26 protein-coding genes and 1 pseudogene are annotated in these 24,043 nt (G+C 37.6%); 21 read left to right on the forward strand and 6 right to left on the reverse strand.

Translation table 11 applies throughout. The features are described from left to right. Positions 1 to 243, forward strand: a 243-nt coding sequence (locus WYK_RS20930) for a DUF5412 family protein (protein ID WP_040376377.1), incomplete at its 5' end; no start/stop codon positions are given. Between the two features lie 50 nt (positions 244 to 293). Then, complete coding sequence (locus WYK_RS20935; RefSeq protein ID WP_040376378.1) at positions 294 to 767, forward strand: DinB family protein; 474 nt, start codon at positions 294 to 296, stop codon at positions 765 to 767. 112 nt (positions 768 to 879) lie between these two features. On the opposite strand, the gene WYK_RS20940 is transcribed toward WYK_RS20935, so the two are convergent. Next, positions 880 to 1,446 carry a VanZ family protein gene (locus WYK_RS20940; protein ID WP_235782577.1) on the reverse strand — a complete coding sequence of 189 codons (567 nt, stop codon included), beginning with the start codon at positions 1,444 to 1,446 and terminating at the stop codon, positions 880 to 882. Between the two features lie 163 nt (positions 1,447 to 1,609). Between WYK_RS20940 and WYK_RS20945 the strand changes: the two genes are divergently transcribed. The 4 genes from WYK_RS20945 to WYK_RS20960 all read left to right on the forward strand — a co-directional run bounded on the left by WYK_RS20945 (position 1,610) and on the right by WYK_RS20960 (position 4,340). Beyond that, entirely contained in the window at positions 1,610 to 2,020 is a 411-nt protein-coding gene (locus tag WYK_RS20945; RefSeq protein WP_040376379.1) for a MerR family transcriptional regulator, read from the forward strand. Then, positions 2,010 to 2,360 carry a DUF4260 domain-containing protein gene (locus WYK_RS20950; protein ID WP_040376380.1) on the forward strand — a complete coding sequence of 117 codons (351 nt, stop codon included), beginning with the start codon at positions 2,010 to 2,012 and terminating at the stop codon, positions 2,358 to 2,360. The genes WYK_RS20945 and WYK_RS20950 overlap by 11 nt, the downstream gene beginning before the upstream one ends. Positions 2,361 to 2,456: 96 nt before the next feature. Next, complete coding sequence (locus WYK_RS20955; RefSeq protein WP_040376381.1) at positions 2,457 to 3,110, forward strand: hypothetical protein; 654 nt, start codon at positions 2,457 to 2,459, stop codon at positions 3,108 to 3,110. Positions 3,111 to 3,593: 483 nt separating this feature from the next. Further along, positions 3,594 to 4,340 carry a polysaccharide deacetylase family protein gene (locus WYK_RS20960; RefSeq protein WP_051387810.1) on the forward strand — a complete coding sequence of 249 codons (747 nt, stop codon included), beginning with the start codon at positions 3,594 to 3,596 and terminating at the stop codon, positions 4,338 to 4,340. A gap of 220 nt (positions 4,341 to 4,560) precedes the next feature. On the opposite strand, the pseudogene WYK_RS20965 reads toward WYK_RS20960, so the two are convergent. Next, positions 4,561 to 5,471, reverse strand: a pseudogene (locus WYK_RS20965) (ketopantoate reductase family protein). Between the two features lie 481 nt (positions 5,472 to 5,952). Between WYK_RS20965 and WYK_RS20970 the strand changes: the two are divergent. Both WYK_RS20970 and bla read left to right on the forward strand, forming a co-directional pair. Then, positions 5,953 to 6,240, forward strand: a complete 288-nt coding sequence (locus WYK_RS20970; RefSeq protein WP_040376382.1) for a hypothetical protein — start codon at positions 5,953 to 5,955, stop codon at positions 6,238 to 6,240. Positions 6,241 to 6,359: 119 nt separating this feature from the next. After that, positions 6,360 to 7,244, forward strand: coding sequence for a class A beta-lactamase (gene bla, locus WYK_RS20975; protein WP_040376383.1), 885 nt, complete (start codon positions 6,360 to 6,362; stop codon positions 7,242 to 7,244). Between the two features lie 9 nt (positions 7,245 to 7,253). On the opposite strand, the gene WYK_RS20980 is transcribed toward bla, so the two are convergent. Further along, positions 7,254 to 7,751 (reverse strand): hypothetical protein, encoded by a 498-nt coding sequence (locus WYK_RS20980; RefSeq protein ID WP_040376384.1) that lies wholly within the window; start codon positions 7,749 to 7,751, stop codon positions 7,254 to 7,256. A 143-nt stretch (positions 7,752 to 7,894) separates the two neighbouring features. Further along, a complete protein-coding gene (locus WYK_RS20985) occupies positions 7,895 to 8,860 on the reverse strand; it encodes a C39 family peptidase (protein ID WP_040376385.1) in 966 nt (321 codons plus the stop codon). Positions 8,861 to 9,078: 218 nt separating this feature from the next. Between WYK_RS20985 and WYK_RS20990 the strand changes: the two genes are divergently transcribed. The 5 genes from WYK_RS20990 to WYK_RS21010 are packed head-to-tail and all read left to right on the forward strand — an operon-like array spanning position 9,079 to position 14,589. Continuing rightward, positions 9,079 to 11,109: a BglG family transcription antiterminator gene (locus WYK_RS20990; protein WP_040376386.1), complete on the forward strand. Its 2,031-nt coding sequence runs from the start codon at positions 9,079 to 9,081 to the stop codon at positions 11,107 to 11,109. Then, entirely contained in the window at positions 11,106 to 11,387 is a 282-nt protein-coding gene (locus WYK_RS20995) for a PTS sugar transporter subunit IIB (RefSeq protein WP_040376387.1), read from the forward strand. Before WYK_RS20990 ends, WYK_RS20995 begins: the two co-directional genes overlap by 4 nt. 22 nt (positions 11,388 to 11,409) lie before the next feature. Further along, on the forward strand, positions 11,410 to 12,789 hold the full coding sequence (locus WYK_RS21000) for a PTS ascorbate transporter subunit IIC (protein WP_040376388.1): 1,380 nt from the start codon (positions 11,410 to 11,412) through the stop codon (positions 12,787 to 12,789). A gap of 1 nt (position 12,790) precedes the next feature. Continuing rightward, complete coding sequence (locus tag WYK_RS21005) at positions 12,791 to 13,642, forward strand: transketolase (protein WP_040376389.1); 852 nt, start codon at positions 12,791 to 12,793, stop codon at positions 13,640 to 13,642. After that, entirely contained in the window at positions 13,639 to 14,589 is a 951-nt protein-coding gene (locus WYK_RS21010) for a transketolase family protein (protein WP_152526526.1), read from the forward strand. Before WYK_RS21005 ends, WYK_RS21010 begins: the two co-directional genes overlap by 4 nt. Before the next feature lie 92 nt (positions 14,590 to 14,681). Here the strand turns inward: WYK_RS21010 and WYK_RS21015 are convergent, their stop codons facing one another. Beyond that, the gene (locus tag WYK_RS21015) at positions 14,682 to 15,878 is read right to left on the reverse strand and encodes an ROK family transcriptional regulator (protein WP_040376390.1); all 1,197 of its coding nucleotides are present in this window, start codon (positions 15,876 to 15,878) and stop codon (positions 14,682 to 14,684) included. 232 nt (positions 15,879 to 16,110) lie between these two features. Here WYK_RS21015 and WYK_RS21020 point away from each other — a divergent pair, with 232 nt between their 5' ends. The 4 genes from WYK_RS21020 (at position 16,111) to WYK_RS21035 (ending at position 19,120) form a co-directional block, all read left to right on the forward strand. Then, positions 16,111 to 17,379, forward strand: coding sequence for a PTS sugar transporter subunit IIC (locus WYK_RS21020; RefSeq protein WP_040376391.1), 1,269 nt, complete (start codon positions 16,111 to 16,113; stop codon positions 17,377 to 17,379). 132 nt (positions 17,380 to 17,511) lie between these two features. Continuing rightward, positions 17,512 to 18,411 (forward strand): DUF7916 family protein, encoded by a 900-nt coding sequence (locus WYK_RS21025; RefSeq protein WP_040376392.1) that lies wholly within the window; start codon positions 17,512 to 17,514, stop codon positions 18,409 to 18,411. A 48-nt stretch (positions 18,412 to 18,459) separates the two neighbouring features. After that, positions 18,460 to 18,777: a PTS sugar transporter subunit IIB gene (locus WYK_RS21030; RefSeq protein ID WP_326238890.1), complete on the forward strand. Its 318-nt coding sequence runs from the start codon at positions 18,460 to 18,462 to the stop codon at positions 18,775 to 18,777. Between the two features lie 22 nt (positions 18,778 to 18,799). Then, positions 18,800 to 19,120, forward strand: coding sequence for a PTS lactose/cellobiose transporter subunit IIA (locus WYK_RS21035; RefSeq protein ID WP_040376393.1), 321 nt, complete (start codon positions 18,800 to 18,802; stop codon positions 19,118 to 19,120). Between the two features lie 49 nt (positions 19,121 to 19,169). Here WYK_RS21035 and WYK_RS21040 read toward each other — a convergent pair whose 3' ends face one another. Further along, entirely contained in the window at positions 19,170 to 19,466 is a 297-nt protein-coding gene (locus WYK_RS21040) for a putative quinol monooxygenase (RefSeq protein WP_040376394.1), read from the reverse strand. Between the two features lie 237 nt (positions 19,467 to 19,703). Here WYK_RS21040 and WYK_RS21045 point away from each other — a divergent pair, with 237 nt between their 5' ends. From WYK_RS21045 to WYK_RS21060, 4 genes are all read left to right on the forward strand, one after another. Then, positions 19,704 to 20,555, forward strand: a complete 852-nt coding sequence (locus WYK_RS21045) for a DegV family protein (protein WP_040376395.1) — start codon at positions 19,704 to 19,706, stop codon at positions 20,553 to 20,555. A gap of 870 nt (positions 20,556 to 21,425) precedes the next feature. After that, on the forward strand, positions 21,426 to 21,959 hold the full coding sequence (locus tag WYK_RS21050; protein ID WP_040376396.1) for a hypothetical protein: 534 nt from the start codon (positions 21,426 to 21,428) through the stop codon (positions 21,957 to 21,959). A gap of 545 nt (positions 21,960 to 22,504) precedes the next feature. Further along, positions 22,505 to 22,903, forward strand: coding sequence for an Rrf2 family transcriptional regulator (locus WYK_RS21055; RefSeq protein WP_040376397.1), 399 nt, complete (start codon positions 22,505 to 22,507; stop codon positions 22,901 to 22,903). 83 nt (positions 22,904 to 22,986) lie between these two features. Next, positions 22,987 to 23,850, forward strand: coding sequence for a class I SAM-dependent methyltransferase (locus WYK_RS21060; protein ID WP_040376398.1), 864 nt, complete (start codon positions 22,987 to 22,989; stop codon positions 23,848 to 23,850). Positions 23,851 to 24,043 lie beyond the last annotated feature (193 nt).

A 24,043-nucleotide genomic window follows, 5' to 3' on the forward strand; every position in this document is an offset into this window, starting at 1 on the left:
TATCTTACAGATGAGACATCGGCTGATGGCAAATACACTGTTAAAACCTATGTCACTAACGGAGGTGCTACAACGGCATATGCTGTTCGCGGCGAGTTGGTCTTTAATAACAGCAATAAAAAAACCAAAACTATATATTGGAATTATCGAGAAGAGGCGGCCAATATTTCTTGGACAGACAATGATACAGTTGAGATTAATGGACATTCATTAGATGTGCCAAATGATAAATTTGATTTTTGACGTCAATAAGATGGTTTTAGCTGATTATTTAAATAAAAAGGAGAGACAAGTTGAACATATATTGTAAGGCAATCATCAAACAGATGGATATGGCTGTCGATTCTGTTATCAAACTGATGGATACGTTAAGCGACGAAGACCTTACTATCAAACCAAATCCAGAAAAATGGTCAATTGGTGAACTACTGGCGCACATGTCGGTTATATGTAAAGCAGATTTCCTTATCGGTTTAGGGACCTCGGAGGAGGAACTGGATCGGTATTATGAGGAAGCAGAGCCGGAAATGAATCTGAATGCCATTGTTTCCACTCTGAGAGATAATTACTCATTTCTAAGAGAGAGTTTAGTAGAACTGGAGGAAAAGGAGTTGTTGCGGGTAACCACTTCCTTTTTCGGCGCTGTTCATTCCCGATATGAGTGGCTTCTGGATACGCAGGCTCATTTCTATCATCACCGGGGTCAGCTGCATGCCATGCTTGTATATGTTTTGAATCGAGAACCGAATGTTCAACTATTCGAATAAACATAATCGGAGAGTTGCCTTGGCTAGGACAACTAGGTAACTGTTGCAGAATAAAAATAAGAAAAGAGCCATACATGGCTCTTTTCTTATACTTATGTAATTGGCTTAATCCTCATAAAAGTCCAAAAATGTTTTCAATGTAGGGTGTAACTTTATCGTTAAATATCTTCGCAATGAAGAACGACACCAAAGATAATCCCACAATAGTCACGCCCATCGAGACACGTTTTGTTCTTGATGTCTTCATCCGTTCACTTATTTTGTATGAACAGAAACCAATTGCTGCGCCCATGGTATTTACCATAATATCTGTTGCATCAAAGCTTCCTAAATAGGTGACCATTTGAAGGATTTCCATACAAAAAATAAAAATTACGAACAAGAAAATAAACCTAATGAAAGAATTCATCTTTTTAAATACCATCGGCACAAGTATTCCAAATGGAACAAATGCCAAAAGGTTACCAAGAGCAAAGATCCATAGTTTTATAGTTTCTATTGAAAAAGACCTGGGAACCCATAAAGGAATCCGATCTGGTATCAGCCAATACCGATATTCTTGAGTTTCTGCGAGGTCTGAACGTCCAAACCCGAAAAACATGAAGTAAACTAATCCAGCTAAATAAAGGCAAAATAGGATAATGAGATATCCCTTTTTTATTTTCTGTTGTTTGGTCAATGTTTAAATCACTTCTTTCAACTTACTATTTCTTAGTATAGTGTTTATCTTAATCAATTACCCGTTCTAGTGTATTTCAAGCCCGTTGTTTTCATCTTATTTTATTTTACTCTTGACCTTAGAGTTAACTCCAATGTTATGGTTATAGTGGGGGTGGGAAAATATGAAAATTAAACAATTTGCTGAGAAATATCAAATTCAAGCGGATACAATACGATTTTACGAGAAAGAGAACTTATTGAAACCAACAAGACGAGAAAATGGTTACCGGGAATATAATGAAGAAAGTGAAAAACAGCTGCAGCTGATTATTGTATTAAAGCAATTAGGCTTTTCCATAAAAGAGATTCAACAGTTATTAGTATTAAGTGCTGAATCTATCACACCTGAATGCAACAAAGCTTCAGTAGGGGTATTCGATCAAAAAATTTCGAAACTTGAGGATAAAATTGAGTTTTATCAACAAGCAGTAATCGTTTTGCAAACGATTAAGGAACTCGTAAAAGAAGAGAAATATATTGAAAATAAAAATGAAATCGAGGAATTGATCAGTGGAGTTTACAATGAAAAATAACCAATTAGTTCGTATGGAAAACGGTGTAGCTTTTGCACTTTCTTTATATATGTATCTTCAGTTAGACTTTCCCGTTGGGATATTTTTCGTCCTATTGTTCGTCCCTGATTGTACCATGATCGGTTATATGGTGAACAAGAAAGTAGGAGCAAGTCTTTATAATGTCGGACACAGTTTTCTTTTACCGTTGGTTTTAGCAGGAAGTTATCTGTACGTTGGAAACGATTACTTACTTATGCTATCAATCATTTGGGCAGCACATATCTTTTTGGATCGACTATTAGGTTTTGGATTGAAATATGAAGATTCATTTAATCAAACACATATCCAAAGGCTTTAATCGAAAATGAAGTTGAAAAATAATAAAGAATGAAAAATTACATAGGTCAGTAAAAGGGAATGCAGAACCTATTACATGAAGGAAGTGCTTATTTTCATGCAAGCAAAAACAATGTGGGGTGCCATCGCTGTTATAGCTTTGGGACTATTTTTTATTATCGGAAGCACCTTTATTGAAGATTCGGCTAACAGTGAAAGATATGAGAAAGCGAAAGAAAAAGAACAATCAATTGTAAAAGCAGAACAAGAAAAAGAAAAAGCTAGACAACGACACAAGAAACAAATAGACAAAGCAACCACGAAAACCCACATCATTGATGACTCCCTCGACCCCACAGTATTAGCGTATCGCTATAATAAATATTTCAAAGGTTTAAAGATTGACCATTCTATTTCTTTTGGAGACAGCTCTTATGATGCAAGGGCTTTCCCAAATGATAAAATAGTAATAGGCGGTACACTATCTCCTAATTCAAGAAAGTTCTCAAAGCTATATTTAGCTGGATTGAACTTAACGGAAGATAAAGAAATTAATGAATTTAAAAATATAGCTTTAGCTTTCTTCACATCCGTTTTTAACCAAGACATTCCCATTAAAGATAGAGAAGGTATTCTTAATATTCATTTAGACAAGGTAATGAAAAACGGCGGTGAAACTATGTTTCAAACGGGAAAAATTGAGTACAGATTTCTTAACATTAAAGATTCCGTAATTAGAATAGACGTCACTAATATTAAAAACCCTTATTAGAATAGGAGTTAAACCATGTTGAAGCCAGAAGAAATCAAAAACAATCAACCTATCAACATAAAGAACAAGGTGAATATCGGTTAAACAAAGCATTAAGAGAACTCGATGGTTTAACTGAATCCATTAAAGAGATTGAAGATACCATTGAAAAAGAGAACACACAACTAGAAATCGATTAAGTACACTCTCTATAAAGTATCTAAATCTAACCTAAAGAAAATGAAGGTACTTTACACATTCAAAGAATACTTCTATTTTGAATTCCAAGGTAAACATGTTGCAAATGAGCTAACTGGAATGGAAATTAAACCAGATGATGGAGTATAGGAATTTGCATTGTAGCGCAATGACTCCATTCTTTAGTGTTTTAAGAAACCATTGATCTGGAGATAGAATCAAATATGGGAGAACTCATCATAGAATTAGGCTTTTGAAGGCATACTAAATTCTAAGATATAAAAAGAATGCAAAGCGAGGAATTTCATGAAAAAGAGTGTAATGTTTTTCCTATGTCTGCTAGTCTTAATTCTTCCATCACAAGTTTTTGCTCAACGCAAAGTACCTATTTTAATTTATCATTCGATTGACGAGTTTACTGGGCAGGGAGCTAAGGATTTATATGTAACTCCTGATAATTTCCAGAAACAAATGATTTATTTAAAAGACCATGGCTACACATTATTAACTTTTGATCGTTGGCAAGACATTTATAAAGTAAATAAACCCATTTTCATTACCTTTGATGACGGGTACAAAAACAATCTGAATGCATTTGCAATCTTTCAAAAACTAGCAACCGAACGTTTTAAACCAAGTGGCACCATTTTTGTTATTTCTGACTTTATCGGTCGTTCCAACCGATTATCGAAATCGGATTTGAAAATGATGGCCGATTCCGGTATGATTTCAATCCAATCTCATACTGCTACACATCCTGATTTGACGCAAATAAAAAATTATGAATATGAACTGAAAGGGTCCAAAGATCAAATTCAAAAAATAACAGGCAAACCAGTTAATGTTCTTGCGTATCCATACGGAAAGGTCAATGACAAAGTCCTAGGAGAAACGAAGAAATATTATTTGTTTGGACTTACGACCACTCCTGAATTATTTGCTGAGAAGGGCATTAAAGACCAACTTTATCTATTACCACGAATTTATATCAAGTATTCAACTACGCTTGATGACTTTGTAAAGATAGTTGAGAGCGATGCCTATACCGGGTAATCGCTTTTTTCTTTTGGAGCCAAGAGAAAATGGATTTTATGAATACCAACTTCGTGTGTCAGTTTCGTTACTCCTTTTCTAAAAACTTAAAAGGCAGCACCCCCAAGAGGGCTGACTGCCTTATTCTAATATAAGTTATTCAACATTTTCGTGCGGAGTATGTAGCAATCTCTAAATATGAGACACTCTCATTCTTTATCAAATTCCGTCCAATCTACCATCACTGAACAGAATAGCGCGTTTCAATCATTTTAATCTTGTCATATAGTTCTTGATTGACAGGGGTAGAAATTTGATATTTTCTTCCCAGTTCAATAACAGTTCCTGCGAATAACTCGACTTCACTGAACCGTTGCGCTTCAACATCTTGAGCCATAGATGGTTTGCCATTTGGACTTAATGTCCCTAATACTTTCAACCAATAACTCAGATTTTTTCCGTTAACTGAACTCCTTCTTTTTCCGATAAAGCAATGACCTCTCTCATGGCTGCAATCATCATTTCTCTGGCTTTTCCTTCTCTTTGAATTTCGCCATAGTTACTCTTATAGATAGCCACCGTTTGATTAACCCCTACATTTAGCATGAATTTACCCCATTGTCTTCTATACATATCAGTATCTAACTCAAAAGGTACATCCATTTGTTCGAAAAATTCCGCCAATTTTTTTGCTTTTGGTGAAATGACACCAGGTTCTTTTGAACCAAAGCAGAGCATACCCATATGCTCGTAGGTTAGTTCATTACCAACCTTTACTGCATCCATACCTTGTGCCACGCAATACAATACCTTATCCATTCCATACGTTTCACCAATAATGTTTTCACTTGTAATTCCATTCAGAAGGGAAATAATGATTGTATGATCTCCGACATGTTTCTTTACCGATTTAATAGCATTTTCTAACCCATTGAATTTAACTGAAATAATCAACAAATCGGCTGGACCACAGTCTTCTTCTGGTGTAACATAATGAAATTTGCACTGTTCTCCATTACTATAAAGCTTTTCGCTTTCATATCGCAAAATGCGATCTTGATCAGCTATAATTCGTAAATCCTCTGTCCTCATCTTCTTAGATAAATGATCTCCAAACAAAACCCCTAATGCCCCTAGGCCAATAATAGAAATTTTTTTATTGTCATTTCTCCTTTTCCTCCTTTACACGTTCCATTAAAATTTTAACATAATTTGATGATTCCACCTTCGCGACACTCTCCTTATTTGTAGACTGTAATTGACAGCACATAGGTGTTGGTAGATTTTAACGGATTTCTATGAACGTTGATAGTTTAAAGATTTGTAGTAGAATTCTGCCGTTTCCATAAATCATTTCATTGAGTACCAAGAAATCACAGTAAAACAAAGCATAAATTGTCCATTTGGAGAGTTTATGCCCTATTTATAATAGGGGTTGTTGTAATTGTCATAATCTGTGCTAAAATTCCTCTGCAGTTTTATATTTTTCAAACAAATATTTACTTATGATATCTGAGCAGCACATATCTTTTTGGATTGTCTATTAGGTTATAGTGTAAATATGCAGATTCGTTTAATCAAACACATATCCATAGGCTTTAACCTAATTTCCTTATCGAATGGAGGGGGGTAAATGGTGAGAAATTTTCTATTTAGTCTTACTACTTTTTTTAACTGGTGGTTTCTATATTGTGTAACAGTTTGGTCATTTACTGACATTGAAGATATGGCAGGTGGAGCCTCTTTTATCCTGTTAGTGTTTGTCTATGCACCCCTTTTTTCCATACTAGCTTCTACTCTTACGGTAAAACTACTTTATCAATCTTCACAGAAAACTGTTCGAAATAGATATGTTATTACTTACACTATTTTATCAAGTGGGTTTGTGGGCTATATTATTCATACCCTGACAATAAGTTAGTGGTACTAACGGATGAAGAATAAGATAAGTGTATTTGTTAGAATCTAAATATACTAATTATTGAAAAAAAGGTGACTTAATCTATGTACTTGCTATAAAAGAAAGAGAGGTTGAAATTAATGAAATTATCATTTAGAAAAGTAGTACCTGTCCTGTTTCTTTCCTGTGCCGCGCTTGTAGGTTTCTCAAATCATCACGATCCTAAACCGCAAAAACCAGAAAGTAAGTTTGCGAAGCTGGAAGAAAAGTATGATGCTAAGCTGGGTGTCTTTGCAATGGATACTGGGACAAACCGTACCGTAGCCTATCACCCAGATGAACGTTTTGCTTATACCTCTACGCATAAGGCGCTGGCAGTCGGGGCCCTTTTACAACAGAATTCAATTGAAGACCTAAATCAACTAATTTTCTATACTCGTGAGGATCTTGTTAATTATAATCCCATTACAGAAAAGTATGTGGATACGGGAATGACGCTTAAGGAGCTTTCTGATGCTTCACTTCGATACAGTGACAATACAGCAGGAAACCTTATCCTTAACCAAATAGGGGGACCGGCTGGATTTAAACAAGCATTGGAGGAAATAGGTGATACGGTGACCAACCCTGTTCGATATGAGCCGGATTTAAATGAAGTCAATCCCGGCGAAACGCATGATACAAGCACAGCAAGAGCTCTTGCTGCTAGTCTTCAAGCTTACACATTAGGTGACACCCTTTCAGCGGAGAAACGGGAACTTCTACTAGATTGGATGAAACGAAATACGACTGGAGATGCACTCATTCGTGCTGGAGTGCCGAAAGGGTGGGTAGTGGCTGATAAGACTGGGGCAGGATTATATGGTACGAGAAATGACATTGCGATTATATGGCCAGTAAAAGGAGACCCGATTGTTCTAGCTGTCCTTTCCAGTCGTGATAAGAAAGAGGCTGAGTATAATGACAAGCTTATTGCTGAGGCAACAGAAGCAGCGATCAAGGCTCTTAAACTCAAACATAAATAGAAATGGCTGTTAGTACTGCATTTTTTGAAGGACCAAGTCATAATATTTGCCAGACTTGATCTTCCAAGTTCCATCTTCAAGGATTAATTCGGATACTTCTACTCTAGATAAGTTAGGTTCTACTAAAAGTAGCGATACTTTTACCTTAGCTGAATCCTTGTCTGATTCCAAAAGGGTGTACTGTTCAACAAGGGTCTCTTCTTCTATTTCATCTAACTCCTCTTGTAGGATGCTTATAGCTGATTGATCAGATCCTTCTTTAAGCTCGCCATCTAAGGCTAGATATGAAAACATCTCCTCACCATTTAACGTGTTCATGGTTTCATAGTATCCATAGATCGTTTTTTTGATAGCGGAGGCACGCAGCGTTTCCTCATTTGTGTTTTCTTCAGATAGTTCTGTTTTGGGCTTTTCTTTGACGTTAGTGGGTTTATCGGGAGATTGACAAGCTGTTAAGGCAATCATTCCCAGTGTGGCGACTGACATTAGCATCTGTTTTTTTATCATCTAGTACATCCTTTCTAATTTGATTATGAAATATAACCCATTTATTTGGAGATGTCAATTCGAGATAGAGTGGAAAGGATAGAATACCAGGTTAATAAAAAACGGCAGCACCCATGGAACTGGATGCTGCCGTTTCGTTTAGGTTATTTTTTATCTACAACAATATAAGGTTGCAATTGGAATGGTTTTGGTGCGATGTTGCGGTCATTCCATTGGCCAAACCAGCGCTCTAATGGGTAGAAGTAATAGCCATCTTGTGCGTGATCAGATGTATCGTATGGGTCAGCGAAGATTAGTGTATCATCGCCAATGCCTGGTGTGCCGTTATTATCATATCCGATAATGGATTGCCAGTGGCCATCCCAATCGCCCCATTCAACCATGATTGGACGATCGTTTGACAGGTGATCTGTCAGCCATTTCACGAAATAGCTGTCTTTTGCATCTTCAACCCAAGCTTCAGTTGTTTCACTATTTTCCGATGCATACAGGCTGTTCCACGTGAAAGCAGCAGGCAGGTTGCCTACATTGTTTTCGGTTACTTCTTTACTCTCTTGAATTAGATCAGAGTCATTGTATTCTCCACGGTAGCTTGTATCCACCACTTCAAATCCTTCTAAACTAGTAAAGAAATCATAGAGTTGTGTTACGTTTGAACCGTATTCAGGGAAGTTATTCGCTGTTCCTGGCAACGCATCCTTCACGTCTAAGTCCGTCATCGATTTCATTTGCTTCGCAATATCCATTTCGGTTAAATCAGTTACCCCAAAATGATTTGCCACCATTAATGCTGTAGCAGGTCCACAAGACCATTCGGTTGTTTGCTGCATGGTTTGATAGTTTTCAATCATTAGTAATTGATCATTTGATTTCAAGTTAAAGAAATCAGGTGCTTTATAGTAACGAGAATCGGCATGGTCACCAGCAGAAGCATAAGCGTCCGCGCCGCCATTTTCATCGTAATCTTTTCCTTTAATCGTAGCATCCGCAGTGGTTGGTTTTGCTGAAACCTTTGTTTCTGCTTCCACTTCTTTTGAATCATTGTTGTCTGAGCATGCTGACAATAATAGCATGGAGGTTGCTATAGCTGCCGTAAGAAGTCTTTTCATTAATCCCCATCCTTTTCCTTTTTTTCACAAGAATTGAGTATAGCGGATGGATTTGTTATCGTCAAGAAGTTTTTCTAGTGATACATAGTTGGGGTAAGGTGATAAAGTAAAACTTCAACCCAATCAATTTCAAAAATCTTCACATCATTTGGACTCAACAGTTGTTATATTTAGATTGAAAGCGCTTTATACTATTAACATAGAGGAGGCATACATGTATGTTTGACTATCGATCTTCACAACTTTTAGAGGAACTCCTCTCTTATCCAGAGAAAAATGTTCAAGAGCTTAAACGGAAAATGAAATTATCGAACCGACAGTTTCATTACGATTTGAAGAAGATGAATGATGGCTTAGAAGAATTAGATTTACCAATTGTTCAGCTAGATGGCATGAATCTGAATGTACCAGATTCATTGCTAAAGTCCGTACCGTTTGAAGTGATTTCGGATACGAAACTTGTCTATACAGAAGAACAGCGAATCTACCTTATATACCTCTATACCTTTATTCGGCAAGAGCCGGTATCCAATCTGCATTACCAATTAATCCTTAACGTTAGTCGTAATACTGCTTTAAGTGATATCAAAAAGGTTCGATCGTTTTGTGAAGAGGAAGAAATCGATCTTCTCTACTCTCGTTTAGATGGCTACCATCTATGGGGCGTTGAAGAAAACAAGCGCAGATTAGCTTCCATTGCCATTAATCGGCTTTTACCTTTTCCTTTTGCTGAGAAAGCGATTCGAAGACTTTTCGAAGAATGGAGGGTCGAGTTTAACGTTGAAGCAATTAGTAAACTGTTAGAAAAAACAGCTAAGGAAAATCAGGTTCAATATGTGATGGATCGCCTAGAAGAATTGGCCTATTACTTGGCATTTGTTCAGGTAAGACAACGTAAGGAGACAATCCTGTATACGGAGGAGCAATTGTCGGTTATTACGCAGCATCCTTATTATCAAATAGGAAGGATGCTGGCAGAGAATTTGTTTCAGCAGCCAAATACGGAAGAGGCGACATTTGTTACTATCCAGCTTCTAGCTGCTTTTCAGGGCTCCATGACCGATTGGATCGATTCGTATCTGGAAAATATGGCCGTGGAATTAATGGATCGCGTTGAAAAACAAACCTTAGTTGAAATACCTAACAGAGAAGAAATGCAACGGACTCTCTATCAGCATCTCGTCCCAGCGTATTATCGGATTCAATTTCGAGTACCAATTTCTAATCCAATGGTGGATAAAATTAAAGCACAGCATACTGAACTATATTCCATTGTAAAGGAAGCTCTTCAGCCAATCGCCATTCGAACGAAACAACCTATATCTGAGGAAGAGGTCGGCTTTTTTACGATTCATTTTGGAAGTCAAATAAAGGTGAAACATTCGAAAACATATCGAGCCATTCTCGTTTGTTTGAATGGGATTAGTTCATCCTTAATGATGAAAGCCCAGCTTGCACAGATTTTTCCTAAGTTAACATTAACGCAAAATTACTCAGTTGATGAATTTATGAGTATCGATTCAGCAAGTTTTGATATTGTCTTTTCGACCGTGCCGCTTGTTTGTCCGAAACCTGTTCATATTATTGCTCCATTGCTTTCAGCGGTCGAGAAAAATCAGTTGATTCAAGCCGTACAACGGGATTTGCCTGAGCTTGTAGCCTGGAATATTTCGATGGAGAGTATTATGACGACGATTAAACGCTACACAACGGTAAAAGATGAGACCGCCCTGTATGAAGCGTTATTTTCGAAGATTTGGTCCACTATTTCACCAGAGAGGAGCTATCAACCGATGCTCTCAGAATTATTAACGGAAGATATGATGCAAATTACCAATGAACCAATTAAGTGGGAAGAAGCGATTCGTCTTACCGCTGAACCACTTAGGAAGAATGGATCAATCGAAAACAGTTATATAGAAGCAATGGTGCAAAAAGTAAAAGAAAATGGGACCTATATCTATATCGGAAAAGGAATCGCGATCCCGCACGCTCGGCCAGAGGATGGCGTGAATCAAGTAGGCATGTCACTCTTACGGGTTAATCAACCTGTTTATTTACTAGACAATGAGCAGTATCCTGTAGAACTGTTTATCTGTTTAGCAGCCATTGATAGTCAAACACATTTAAAAGCATTATCACAACTTACTAAACTTCTATCAAATAAGGAAGCCATTAAACAATTTAAAGAGCTTCAAAGTAATGAAGAATTATATGCGTTTATTAAAAAGGAGGAGGAATTAGGATGAAAGTTTTAGCCGTATGTGGATCAGGACTGGGAACAAGCTTTATGGTGGAGATGAATATCCAACAAATTTTAGGTGAATTAGGAATCAAGGATGTTGAGGTTAGTCATTCTGATTTAAGCTCAGCCACTGCAGGAGATGCAGATGTATTTTTCTTGGCGAAGGATATTGCCGAGGGCGGCGACCATCTAGGGAATGTCATTGTTTTAGAATCGATTATCGATATGGATGAACTAAGGGAGAAAGTAACGGCTGTTATGAAAGAGAATAACAAACTATAAGTTTATGTGAGGGGGAAGGTTAATGGATGGGTTCCTAAAGTTAATTGTGGATATATTAAGTCAACCTGCGATCCTTGTAGCGTTAATTGCTCTAATTGGATTACTGGCACAGCGTAAAAATCTACCTGATACGTTGAAAGGAACAACAAAAACGTTTGTGGGCTTTCTCGTCATTTCAGCGGGAGCCGGTATTTTGTCGGGGGCACTGGCGCCGTTCGGTGAAATGTTTCAACAGGCATTTAACGTAAGCGGTGTTGTCCCGAATAATGAAGCAATTGTGGCCATCGCACTCACTGAATATGGCTCAAGTACGGCACTTATTATGTTCTTCGGAATGGTCTTCAATGTGTTCATTGCACGGTTTACGCCGTTTAAGTATATCTTCTTAACGGGGCACCACACCCTGTATATGGCATGTATGCTTGCGGTGATTTTCTCAGTAGCAGGCTTTACCTCGTTTTGGCTTATTCTAACGGCTGGTCTGGCTCTTGGGCTGATTATGACGCTTTCTCCAGCCATCGTTCAACCATTTGTGCAAAAAGTGACGGGCAACAATAATGTGGCACTCGGTCATTTCAGTGCGGTTGGGTATGCAGCCAGTGGAATCGTTGGAAAGCTTGTGAAAGGAAAAAATTCTCGTTCGACAGAGAATATCAATTTTCCAAAAGGACTCGGCTTTCTTCGTGACTCCACCGTTAGCATTGCGTTAACGATGGTTGTCATCTACTTAATTGTCGCTCTTTTCGCAGGACCGACTTATATTGAAGAGAATTTGAGTGACGGAACGAACTACCTTGTCTTTTCCTTAATTCAAGCGGGAACGTTTGCTGCTGGGGTGTTTGTTATTCTGGCTGGCGTGCGTCTTGTGCTGGCAGAAATTGTCCCAGCATTCAAAGGGATATCACAGAAACTTGTTCCAAATGCTAAACCAGCACTGGATGTTCCTATCATCTATACGTATGCGCCGAATGCTGTCCTTATTGGGTTTTTCTCGAGTTTCGCCGGTGGTCTGGTTAGTTTGCTCATTATGGGACTTACAGGAACGGTAATGATTCTTCCTGGTGTGGTGCCGCATTTCTTCACAGGAGCAGCCGCAGGGGTTATCGGGAATGCGACGGGTGGATTACGTGGATCCGTTGCCGGCTCATTTGTTAACGGGTTGATTATCAGCTTCCTTCCGCTGTTCCTTTTACCCGTGTTAGGGGATCTTGGATTTGCCAACTCTACATTCTCCGATACCGATTTCGGTGTGTCGGGCATTTTCTTTGGTACTCTAGCAAACTACGCAGGTCAAATTGGAATTGTGGTGAGTCTGGTAGTTATTCTAGCAGTTATGATTGGGCTTAACTTTAAAGGAACTAAAAATGTGATCAAACAGGAACCGTTAAAGGAGGAAAAATAGCATGCAAGTTACAGAAACGAACTTGCAATTTTTCGCCAAACAAATTCGTTTCTATACCCTTAAAGAGTTGCAGGCAGTAGGATTCGGTCATTATGGGGGGAGCCTGTCCATCGTCGAAGCGCTGGCGGTTCTCTACGGGAAACACCTCACTATTGATGCGGATGATGCAAACAATCCAGATCGTGATTACTTTGTCCTGTCAAAAGGGCACGGTGGTCCCGCGCTCTACGCAACGCTATTTCTAAAGAAGTTCTTTTCAGAAGAAACCTTATATACGCTCAATCAAAACGGGACAACGCTCCCATCCCATCCTGATCGGAACTTAACTCCAGGTGTTGAAATGACCACGGGTTCTCTTGGTCAAGGGATATCTGCAGCGGCAGGGATTGCCTTTGGGAATAAACTAGATGGCCGCTCGAACTATACCTATGCCATTGTCGGTGATGGAGAATTGAATGAAGGGCAATGCTGGGAAGCCATTCAATTTGCGGCACATCACAAGTTAGATCACTTCGTCGTTTTTATAGATGAAAATAAAAAACAGTTAGATGGACTTACAATCGATATCATGAATCCGTTTGATTTTGTAGAGAAAATGAAAGCCTTTGGCTTCGCTGCAGAAAGAGTGGACGGCTCTAACGTAGATGCCATTGATGAAGCGATTCAAAGAGCGAAGAAACGTAGCGGTCAACCAACGGCAATTGTCCTCGATACAACAAAAGGGCAAGGGGTCTCCTACTTAGAGGAAAAAGTGGATAATCATCATATTCGACCAAGTATGGATGACACCAACGCCATAAATGCGGCACTGGCAGAATTAGAAAAGGCTCTTGCAGGGGGCGAAAACCAATGATGGGCTCAGCTAGACTAGATGATAAAGAAATGCGTCAAACCTATGCGGATACGATTCTAGAATTAGCGAGGAATGATGATCGTGTCATTGCCTTAGAGGCAGATTTAAGCTCAGCCATGACAACAAGCAGATTAGAGAAGGAGCTGCCTGGTCAGTTTGTGAATGTTGGGATTATGGAAGCCAATATGATGGGGATAGCAGCAGGACTCTCAATTGTTGGCCGCAAACCATTTATTCACTCGTTTGGACAGTTTGTCACTCGACGTGCGTTTGACCAGCTCTTCGTTTCCCTCGGCTATGCCAAGCTAAGCGCCGTAATCGTTGGATCCGATGCCGGTGTAACAGCTGAACACAATGGCGGTACACATATGACTTTTGAAGACATCGCCTTAGTGAGAGAAATCCCAAACGCTCATGTCTATGAAGCAAGTGATTCATACCAACTTCAGTACTTGTTGAAAAAAGCTTATAAAGAAGGCGGTCTGCACTATATCCGCACCATCCGTAAAAAAGCAGTGAAGCTGTACGACGAAAACGAAACCTTCGAAAAAGCCAAAGTGTTACGCAGCGGCAAAGATGTTACGATTATCGCATCAGGGATCATGGTGGCTGAGAGTTTACAAGCAGCAGTTCAACTATCTCAAATGGGTATGGAAGCAACTGTAATTGATATGTTCTCAATCAAACCTTTAGATATCGACACACTAATTGAGGCTGCAAAAGCAACAGGAGTGGTTGTCACAGCAGAAAATCATAATGTAAACGGCGGACTTGGCAGCGCTGTTGCCGAAGCACTATCTGAAAACTTTCCAGTCCCACTTTATCGCATAGGTGTACGCGAACGCTTTGGGCAAGTAGGGCAGACAGAGTACCTGAAAAAAGTGTATGGACTGAATGCCGAAACGATTGTTAAAGAAGTTAAGAATAGGTTAGAAGTGGTGATATAGCGGTATGTTAATCGTGTGACGTATTGTTACGGTGACTCGGATTATACCAGTAAAGGAGGCAGTTTTGAACTGCCTCCTTTCTTTTTACTGGTTTATTCTCTGCCCTGTAATAAAAAGTTGGAGATAGCGAGACTGCAGGCTCCAAGAGCTCCATTTATATTGGAATAGGGTTTAAATACAATGTCCCAAGTATGGCTGAGAGGAAGGAGGATCGTGTTTTGATTTAAATAACGGCTAAGCAGGTTGGTCAATGCCGGTTCATTAAATAGCTCTCCATGTAAGATGATTTTATTTGTATCAATGACCATTGGTAAATTATTGATTGTAATAGACAGGTATTTAATCGCGTTATTAAGGATGGCAGTAACACCTTCGTCCCCCATTTTATAGGCACTTAATATCGTTTCAATTGAGATACTTTGTGTATCTGGCGTTAATTGGCTTAAAAAAGTTGTATTTGCACTTTCAAAAAGGATTCGGGATTTTTTGATAATCCAAGCTTCACTCGCGTATGTCTGTAAGCAGCCCCTTTTACCACACTCACACAGTTCGCCGTCTGGGTGAACAATCGTATGTCCCACTTCACCTACTAAGAATTTGTGTTCGCCATAAGTATTCCCTTCATAAATATAAGAACAAAACATTCCTCTGCCGACATGGAAGAAAATAAAATTTTCATCGGTATTATTCTCACTAAATAATCTCTCTGCGTTAGCCATAGAATGAACATTGTTTTTAAAGTAAATGGGTAATGCTGCATTTTCGATTAGAATTCCCAGATTAAAGTTCTTCCAGTGTGGATTGTTGCTGTAAATGGTCTTACTTTTATGATTAAAATGTCCAGGCAATGCAATCCCTACAGCTTTTGGTTGATAGCTGTGATAACAATGAATAAAATGATTTAATTCCTCTATAAAATGAACTTCTGTTAACGCCTCATTTTTGTCTCCAGCCTTAAACGTAATGACCTTCTCTGCAAAGACTTTTCCGGTATTGTCACTTAAGCAAAAGGAAAAGTACTTTTCGGATAGCTCACTTCCAATATAAAAACTGTGACGTGCGGCGATATCTAAGAGAATCCTTTTACGTCCCGATTTGTTATTTTCAGAAGAGTCTTCACCTAATTCATAAATAAGGTTTTCAGTCATTAACGATCCAGTTAGCTCACTAACAGTAGCAGGGGTAATCCCCGTCTGTTTTGAAATCTCTACTCGTGAAATCGGTCCATTAACATAAATTTGATCTAAAACTTTACTGCGTAATTCTCTTTGTTTCGTTGTAAGTGTCATTATAGTCCCTTTCTTATCTCTATTAATTATAAATTATAATTAAATACATAGTAAAAATCAATATGATTATCTGAATAACCTAAAATATTCAGAATATAGTATTGACAAAAGCGCTTACATTTATTAATGTTAATTATAATAAATAACTAATAAACATGATAAAGGGGGTTTTTAATTATATTTAGTAATAATTTATAAAAAAGAGGTAATTAAAGATAGAGGAGGAAAAAAAGTGAGCAAAGTGAATGAACTGTTGGAAAATAAAATGATGCCGATTGCTGGGAAATTAGGCAATAACAAGTTTCTGATTGCGATAAGAGATGGGATTACGTTTGCCATGCCGTTAATTATTATTGGCTCACTTTTTATGATTATAGCTAGTTTCCCAGCACCAGGTTGGGAAGCCTGGTTAGGTAAAATGGGCATTGCAGATTTTTTATGGAAGGGGACGGATAGTAGTTTTGGTTTAATTGGTTTAATCGCCAGTTTTGGTATTGCTTACAGTTTAACCAGACAGTTTAATGTAGATGGAATCGGCTCAGGTATTATCTCGTTATCCGCTTTTATTATTGCCACACCATTTATTTCTTCTGACGCTGGAGCGGGAATGCCAATTCCTTATATGGGCGCAAAAGGGTTGTTTATTGCGATTATTATGGGCTTGCTGAATGGCTATATTTATCAGTGGTTTATTAATCGGAATATCCAAATTAGACTTCCAGAAAGTGTTCCGCCAGCGGTTTCGAGAAGCTTTAGTGCCATTATTCCAGGTGCAGTCATTATTACGATGTGGTTAATTATTTATTCTGTACTCAGCACATTTGATTTACCCAATGTACATGACATTGCGCAAGTAATCTTAGGTAAACCATTAGGATTATTAGGAAATAACGTGTTTGGAACGATCATCGTTGTCGGTCTGAATAGTTTATTCTGGTTTGTTGGTATCCATGGAGGAAATGTAGTTAACTCTGTTATGCAGCCTGTATGGATCGCCAACTTAGATGAAAATCGTGTGGCTTATCAAGCTGGTCAAGAACTACAAAACATTATCACGCTTCCCTTCATGGATAACTTCGTCTATATAGGCGGAGGCGGAGCTACGATTGGTTTGGTTTTAGTTTTAGGCTATTTAGCACGCAAAAAGAAAACAAGTAAACAAACAAAAGCATTAGCACCGATTACTGTTGTACCAGGTTTATTCAATATTAATGAACCGACCATGTTCGGGATTCCGGTTGTTTTAAATGTTATGTTAGTGATTCCATTTATACTCGCTCCAATCGTAAACGTAGTTGTCACTTATTCCGCAATGGCCTCCGGGATCGTTCCATTAACCAGAGCGGCTGCCTCCTGGACGATGCCGCCAATCTTCAGCGGCTTCTTAGTTACAGGGGATATAAGCGGGGCCATTTTGCAGGTTGTTTTAATACTATTGGATGTTTTACTTTACTTGCCATTCGTTTTAGCGGTTGAAAAACGCTTTAAAGCAGAAGAATAAGAGGCGTAGATACATTACTAAACTACTATTTGGTTTCATTCCGAAATTTACGGGAAAATGACCGGATCAATAGTCCAAAATATTTCTGGACTTTCACCATTAATGATACGTAAAAGGAAGGGAAGTTTACACATGAAAAAACGATTGATTAGTGCAAATGCATCAGAGATTTTGGCAATGACGGCAGCAGAATTGAAGCAAAGTATCAAAGCAAGCGAAGGACGCGTAATACTGTCTGAAAATGTTGCAGGTCGAGAGCCTTATATCGGGGATATCACCAATGCCGAAATTGCCCGTTCGTTTGGAGCAGACTTGATTCTTTTGAATGGCGTTGACGTGCTCGCACCACAGATTGCAGGATTGGAAAATGAAGAAGGTTCTTTCGTAGAGGCACTTCACCGATTGGTCGGCCGTCCAATTGGCGTGAATTTAGAGCCGGTGGACAATTCAGCCAATATGGCAGAAGAAAGATTAGTCATTTCAACAGGTCGTCAAGCTAATCTAGAAACCATCCAAGAAATTGAACGATTAGGCCTTGATTTTGTCTGTTTGACAGGGAATCCCGGCACAGGTGTAACAAATGAGCAAATCCAAAAAACGATACAGCTTACCAAAGAGCATTTCTCCGGATTGATTATTGCAGGGAAAATGCATGGAGCAGGAGTAGATGAACCAGTATCAGATGCAGACGTGGTAAAAGGCTTTATTGACTCAGGAGCAGATATTATTTTAGTTCCTGCCGTTGGGACTGTTCCAGGCTTTGATGATGAAGAATTGAAAAAGATTGTGAAAAGTGCCCATCAACATGGCGCCCTTGTCTTATCTGCCATTGGTACAAGCCAAGAAAGTTCTGATGAAGACACCGTTAAACAAATTGCCATCCGTAATAAAGTGTGCGGGGTCGATATTCAACACATTGGTGATGCGGGGTACGCCGGACTAGCGCCTGTAGAAAATATCTTTGCGATGAGTAAAGCCATCCGCGGCATTCGGCATACCGTTTCTATGGTTGCTCGTTCTATCAATCGGTAAAGTCCATATAGTTATACTTAGTTTACTAGAATTAAAGGAGGAAAAAGAGTGAAAACGATTATGTTAGTATGTGCAGCAGGAATGAGTACAAGTTTATTAGTGACGAAAATGGAAAAGGCTGCTGAAATCAGAGGAATCGAAGTAGATATTTTTGCTAAATCAGCGCAAGAGATTGACTATACGCTTGAACAGAAAAATGTAGAGGTCTTATTATTAGGGCCGCAAGTCAAATATATGCAAAGCCAAATTGAGTCCAAACTAGTTGGCAAAAATATTCCGGTAGCACCCATTAATATGCAGGATTACGGGATGATGAACGGTGAAAAGGTCCTTGATCAAGCATTGCAATTAATTGACAACAAGTGATAAAGATAGGATGGGGGATACCATGTCATTAGAAGAAAATGAGTACTATACGCTGGCGTTTCAAATTATTAGTAACGTAGGAACGGCTAAAAGTTTAGTCATAGAAGCGCTTTATGAAGCAAAAGAAGGAAAATTTGAATCCGCAGAAGAAAAATTGAATGAATCAAAACACTTCTTTGTCGAAGGTCATAAGATGCATGCCTCTTTAATTCAAAGAGAAGCGAGTGGGGAAAAACTCGAGTTTTCGCTTATGTTAATGCATGCAGAAGACCAGATCATGAGTGTAGATACGATTACACTTCTGGTTACAGAAATGATTGAACTATATAGACGCTCACTATAACGAAAAGACCCCGAGAATAATCTTGGGGTCTTATCTATTTCATAAAAAATTATAATTGGACAGACTGACCGCTGAACACTTTCAGGTCCATTGGTGCAGCCATGAACGTTGGTGATTTTTGAGTAAATGAAGTGAAATGTTTACTTGAATTATGGATGTTAGTAGCTTCTACATCTTCCCAAACTTCAACCATTGTATATAGATGATCTTGTTCAGTAGATTTCATCAAATCGTAGCTAATGTTCCCCTTTTCTGCTCTAGTTGCTGACAGAAGTGACTTAGCTTCTTCTAAAAATGCTTGTTCTTGATCAGGTCTTACTTGAAGGTGTGCGTGAATAATAATCATAGTGATCCATCCTTTTCAGTAGAATTAGGTGGACTATTGAGCCCTTTAAGCAGAGTCTGTGATTCAGGAATCTGGGGGACAATTCGTAACAAAGCTATCATTATACCGTATGTTACCGTATGTGTGAAATTATTTCTAAATCCTACTACATTTATTTTCGGTGTTTTTTGTGTATATTTATAATGTCTCAAAATATTTGTACGTAGGAATGGCTGCGATAGTTGAAAGGGATGCACTATGAGCAAGATTGTATTTTCTACAGAAAGTGTAGCAGATTTACCAAAACATCTAATTGAAAAATATCAAATTCAAGAAATACCTATGCATGTCATCATAGATGGAAAGGATTATTTAGAGAGCGAGCTTTCCGTTGAGCAAGTTTATGATTATTATAGTCGTACTAAAAAAATCCCCTCTACAACATCGACGAATGCATATGAATATCATCATTTCTTTTCGAAAATTAGTAAGGACTTTCCCAATCACATGATTATTCACCTAGGGTATACGTCACGATCATCTGGTTCCTTTCAAAGTGCGGTAATTGCGGCAAAAAATTTTGAAAACCTATTCCTAATCGATACACTAAATGTAACAGGAGGATTAGCTACCATCGTGATGTATGCGGCCAAGGTGCTTGAGGAAGACCCAACGATTGACCATTTTCAGCTAATAGAAAAAATAGAATCCATTCTCCCTAAAACAAGGCTAGCTTTCATTCCCGATAGTTTAGACTTCTTGCGGGCAGGTGGAAGGGTGAGTAACGCTGCTTTTATTGGAGGGACGCTGTTAAAAATAAAGCCCTGCATTGAATTAATCGAAGGAAAGCTCGTACCCACTCGAAAATATCATGGGAATATGAACAACGTTGCGAAAAAACTTATGCATGATTACTTAACCCAATACAACATTGATAGAAAACAGTTAAATTTAGTCTATTCTCTCGGACTTGATGAACGCATAAAAAGAAATATGGAGATAATGGCAAAGGAAAACGGCTTTGAAAATATAGAGTGGATACAAGGCGGTCCAACGATTTCTACTCATTCTGGACCTGGATGCTTCGGCATTTCAGGAATTGAACATTAAACAGTTCATGAACTAAATAGAAGCGATTCAACCAAAGAACGAACTCCTGATGAAGAGTTCGTTCTTTTTGATAGGCTGTTTTCGTAAGGATTGCTGCTAATCATACAAAAGGGGTTAATCAAATTTCCTGTTTATTGTTACTTTTAAAGTATAATAAATAGAAAATATTGTAACAAAGGGGACGGCGGTTGGGTATTAGAGAAATATATTTATGTATCAGGTACTCTAACTCGGATTGAGGGTATTGGAAATTTAGAAACGCAATCCAGCGAATCTAAACAAGGTCAAGTTCTTTGCAGGAATAAACAAGATTTCAACGCAAGTAGCAAAAGGCTCTAAAGGCACTTGGGAGCAACCATCTTTCAAAGCTTCTTTGTTAGATGGTGATCAAACGTATAGCATTCTTATCGAAAACGCTATGTTGAACCTTCCTCAACTGTTGATGGTCGCTTAATCAATGAAATGAGAGAAGTACGTTATAAACAAATGAAAATGATGTGGGACTCTTTTTATAACGAGTGATGTTCTCTTAATTTTATATTGAAAATTAAGAGAACATTGAAAAACAAGGTTTCTATACTATTGATTAAAAATCAACATTTAAATATAACAGAGCCATTAAAAAGTAGATTCGATACATTTATAACGCAAATATTCTCTTTAAACTAACGGGTGCAAGAGTTAGACAAGGCGATCTCAAAAAAACAAAAATAGAATAGACAATTAAACCATTTTTATTTCAAATTATATTGAAAAAATAGTCGATAAATATAAAACGATTATTAAAGGAATTTCGTCCACTTTCTAGAAATGATTACTATAAGGTCATTGTCTCGAAACACTAGTCGAATATACAAGGAAGGTGACGATATGCTCAAGAAAAATTTTCTTACAAAAAATTTATTAAAATGGGTGCCAAATAATGAGCAAAGGCTGTATGAAAAAAAACTTACTGATGTTATGAAACGTTTAAAGATTCAAAATTACAATTTCAATTGGGAACGTACTAGCTGCTTTGTTGAATTTCATTACAATGAGAATTTTTACAGATTTGAACACTCTATTGAAAAAGCTAAGAAAAATGGAATTATTTTATATAATGGACTGGATTGTTTGAGGGAGTTGACTCAGTCATTGGAAGATCTATGCGGTATCATTGATAGAGGAATGAATGACTTAGAAACATGGATATCTGGCATGAAACAGTCACCTTCGGAAACAAAGATGCCTGGATTCCAAGAAGAATTTGAAATAAGATATAAGACATTGGGAAGACAAAATTATGCGGAATATAACACAGAGGAACTGAAGGAACTTTTCCCTTTTGGAACTGAACCATCACTAAAAGAATTTACACAAAATCAGATTGACCAACGATCACTACTTAATAAAGCTAGATTATGAAGAAGTTTAATGCAAACTTTTACAAAAAACCGTCAACAGGAATGCAGATTAGTAAGCAAGATATAGGAATATAAACGTCAACATTATTTTATGTTTGTATTTCTGTATCTTTCCAATTTTATTGCCACAACAACATTACAACCTCCACTTATTCCCGATACAATATGAGGAAGTCATCATAAGCTCGATGCTATTCATTTTTATTCAAAATAAGATACAAAAAGAAACAAAACACACATTAGTATTTTCGTTTGTAATTTTCATAATTGGGTTACCAGTTTCTTGTTGGTCTTTTTTTGTTACTGCTATGTGGTGGGGTTAATACGGAGCTATTGCTGTTAAGGTGGAGTTGTATTAATTGATTGTTTGATTAAGAGTGCTTAGTTCCTTGGAAAGATTAACGCACTTTTATGTTGAACTCCTTATGGTAGAAACGGGGCAGGTTAGTGGAATAAAACTGCTTTATCTTGACAATCATTTTATTCGACTTATAATGGATATTAAAGAGTCTTGAAGTCTATTATTGTCAAGAGAGGTTGAAAACAATGAAGTATTCTAAAGCGACTAATTATGCTCTCCATACAATGTTACATTTAGCATTGTCAAATTCAAATAAACCTATTGGTGTTCAAATACTTGCACAACAGCAAAAAGTTTCACCTACTTATCTATCTAAGATCTTAACTAAGCTTGTTAAAGAAGGAATGGTTGCTTCTGCATCAGGAGCTAACGGTGGATACTCATTGACAAAAGGGTGGGAATCCATTTCTTTTCTCGATATTATTTATACAATTGAGGGGAAGTCTTCATTGTTTGATTGTGACTTTGATCACGGATCTCATTGCCCGATTCAAAAAGTTATGTTGAGATCAGAAGAAAAAATGGAAGAAGAACTAAGAAAACAAACCATTGCGGATTTGATTTTAGATAGGACAACGACATAAAACGTTGTCTTCTATACCACATTCAAGGATATAAAATATCTTTAATATCCTTAAAATTGTAGTCCAATTGAGGAGGGATTCTAATGGAAGAGAATTTATTTAAACAGCAAGTATGGAAGACTGCTTGGAATCATGATCCGAACACTTCTCTTAGAATTATGCAAAGATTAGGTCAGGGTGATTTTCAAGCAGAAGAATTCATAAAATGGGCGAAATCTTACGATAAAAACTCGTTTAGCTATGAAGGCAGACAACGCAGTAATAGAATTTTGACTTGGATTGAAAATCAGGTTGGTTCATTTAAGGATATGGCTGTTCTGGACATTGGTGCTGCATCTGGAGTATTTAGTATCCCTTTTGTAGAAAAAGGAGCAAAAGTTACAGCCATCGAGCCTTCCCCTGACTTGGCTATAATGTTAAAAAATAACGCAAAGCACTATTCGGTTCAGGTGGAAGTAATTCAAAAACCTTTTGAGGTAATATCAACAGATAAACATAACCAATCGTATGATCTCGTTTTTGCATCAATGTGTCCAGCTATAAAGGATTGGGATATGGTGGAGAAAGCTTTAAGTTGTGCAAAGAAATATTGCTATATAAGTATGATGGCTGGTCCAAAAGAAAATCATTTAATGGATGAACTGCTGCCGAATATAGGTTTAAAACCAAGAGAAATAGGTTCTTCTGATATGGCATACCTGCAACAATTACTCTATCTAAGAGGTTATTCTTATCAAACGTTAATTGAAAAACAGATGAAAACTGTGAAAATAGATGTAGATAGTGCAGTAGACAATTTAACAGATTGGTTTATTGAATATGGAATTCCATTAGAAGAAAAGTTACTTAGAAAATCTGAAGAATATTTACGTGAAACTTATGAAGATGAAATCTCGCTAAGAATGGGGGGAAGGTTCGGAAAAGTTCTTGTTCATTTGGAAGATTAAGAATCAATACTATTTGATAAATCTTATCATGATAAATCAATACTGATACTTGCGGTAGATATAGATTAATAAATTACGTATACATCATTATTTTGTTTTAATTGTAGATATAAAAGGTCTTTGATGGTTGGTAAAACAGTAAAAGAAATGAATAGGGAGGTAAAGCATGAATGTTTTTGATTGTATCGTTATA

Origin of the sequence: Peribacillus psychrosaccharolyticus ATCC 23296 (assembly GCF_000305495.1) — a bacterium.
Taxonomy (GTDB): Bacteria; Bacillota; Bacilli; order Bacillales; family DSM-1321; genus Peribacillus; species Peribacillus psychrosaccharolyticus.

What these genes read in the sequence shown, in the direction of transcription:
- WYK_RS20945 (WP_040376379.1), top strand. Translation starts at nt 1,610, where the DNA reads ATGAAAATTAAACAATTTGCTGAGAAATATCAAATTCAAGCGGATACA.
- WYK_RS20950 (WP_040376380.1), top strand. Translation starts at nt 2,010, where the DNA reads ATGAAAAATAACCAATTAGTTCGTATGGAAAACGGTGTAGCTTTTGCA.
- WYK_RS20955 (WP_040376381.1), top strand. Translation starts at nt 2,457, where the DNA reads ATGCAAGCAAAAACAATGTGGGGTGCCATCGCTGTTATAGCTTTGGGA.
- WYK_RS20960 (WP_051387810.1), top strand. Translation starts at nt 3,594, where the DNA reads ATGAAAAAGAGTGTAATGTTTTTCCTATGTCTGCTAGTCTTAATTCTT.
- WYK_RS20970 (WP_040376382.1), top strand. Translation starts at nt 5,953, where the DNA reads ATGGTGAGAAATTTTCTATTTAGTCTTACTACTTTTTTTAACTGGTGG.
- bla (WP_040376383.1), top strand. Translation starts at nt 6,360, where the DNA reads ATGAAATTATCATTTAGAAAAGTAGTACCTGTCCTGTTTCTTTCCTGT.
- WYK_RS20980 (WP_040376384.1), bottom strand. Translation starts at nt 7,751, where the DNA reads ATGATAAAAAAACAGATGCTAATGTCAGTCGCCACACTGGGAATGATT.
- WYK_RS20985 (WP_040376385.1), bottom strand. Translation starts at nt 8,860, where the DNA reads ATGAAAAGACTTCTTACGGCAGCTATAGCAACCTCCATGCTATTATTG.
- WYK_RS20990 (WP_040376386.1), top strand. Translation starts at nt 9,079, where the DNA reads ATGTTTGACTATCGATCTTCACAACTTTTAGAGGAACTCCTCTCTTAT.
- WYK_RS20995 (WP_040376387.1), top strand. Translation starts at nt 11,106, where the DNA reads ATGAAAGTTTTAGCCGTATGTGGATCAGGACTGGGAACAAGCTTTATG.
- WYK_RS21000 (WP_040376388.1), top strand. Translation starts at nt 11,410, where the DNA reads ATGGATGGGTTCCTAAAGTTAATTGTGGATATATTAAGTCAACCTGCG.
- WYK_RS21005 (WP_040376389.1), top strand. Translation starts at nt 12,791, where the DNA reads ATGCAAGTTACAGAAACGAACTTGCAATTTTTCGCCAAACAAATTCGT.
- WYK_RS21010 (WP_152526526.1), top strand. Translation starts at nt 13,639, where the DNA reads ATGATGGGCTCAGCTAGACTAGATGATAAAGAAATGCGTCAAACCTAT.
- WYK_RS21015 (WP_040376390.1), bottom strand. Translation starts at nt 15,878, where the DNA reads ATGACACTTACAACGAAACAAAGAGAATTACGCAGTAAAGTTTTAGAT.
- WYK_RS21025 (WP_040376392.1), top strand. Translation starts at nt 17,512, where the DNA reads ATGAAAAAACGATTGATTAGTGCAAATGCATCAGAGATTTTGGCAATG.
- WYK_RS21035 (WP_040376393.1), top strand. Translation starts at nt 18,800, where the DNA reads ATGTCATTAGAAGAAAATGAGTACTATACGCTGGCGTTTCAAATTATT.
- WYK_RS21040 (WP_040376394.1), bottom strand. Translation starts at nt 19,466, where the DNA reads ATGATTATTATTCACGCACACCTTCAAGTAAGACCTGATCAAGAACAA.
- WYK_RS21045 (WP_040376395.1), top strand. Translation starts at nt 19,704, where the DNA reads ATGAGCAAGATTGTATTTTCTACAGAAAGTGTAGCAGATTTACCAAAA.
- WYK_RS21050 (WP_040376396.1), top strand. Translation starts at nt 21,426, where the DNA reads ATGCTCAAGAAAAATTTTCTTACAAAAAATTTATTAAAATGGGTGCCA.
- WYK_RS21055 (WP_040376397.1), top strand. Translation starts at nt 22,505, where the DNA reads ATGAAGTATTCTAAAGCGACTAATTATGCTCTCCATACAATGTTACAT.
- WYK_RS21060 (WP_040376398.1), top strand. Translation starts at nt 22,987, where the DNA reads ATGGAAGAGAATTTATTTAAACAGCAAGTATGGAAGACTGCTTGGAAT.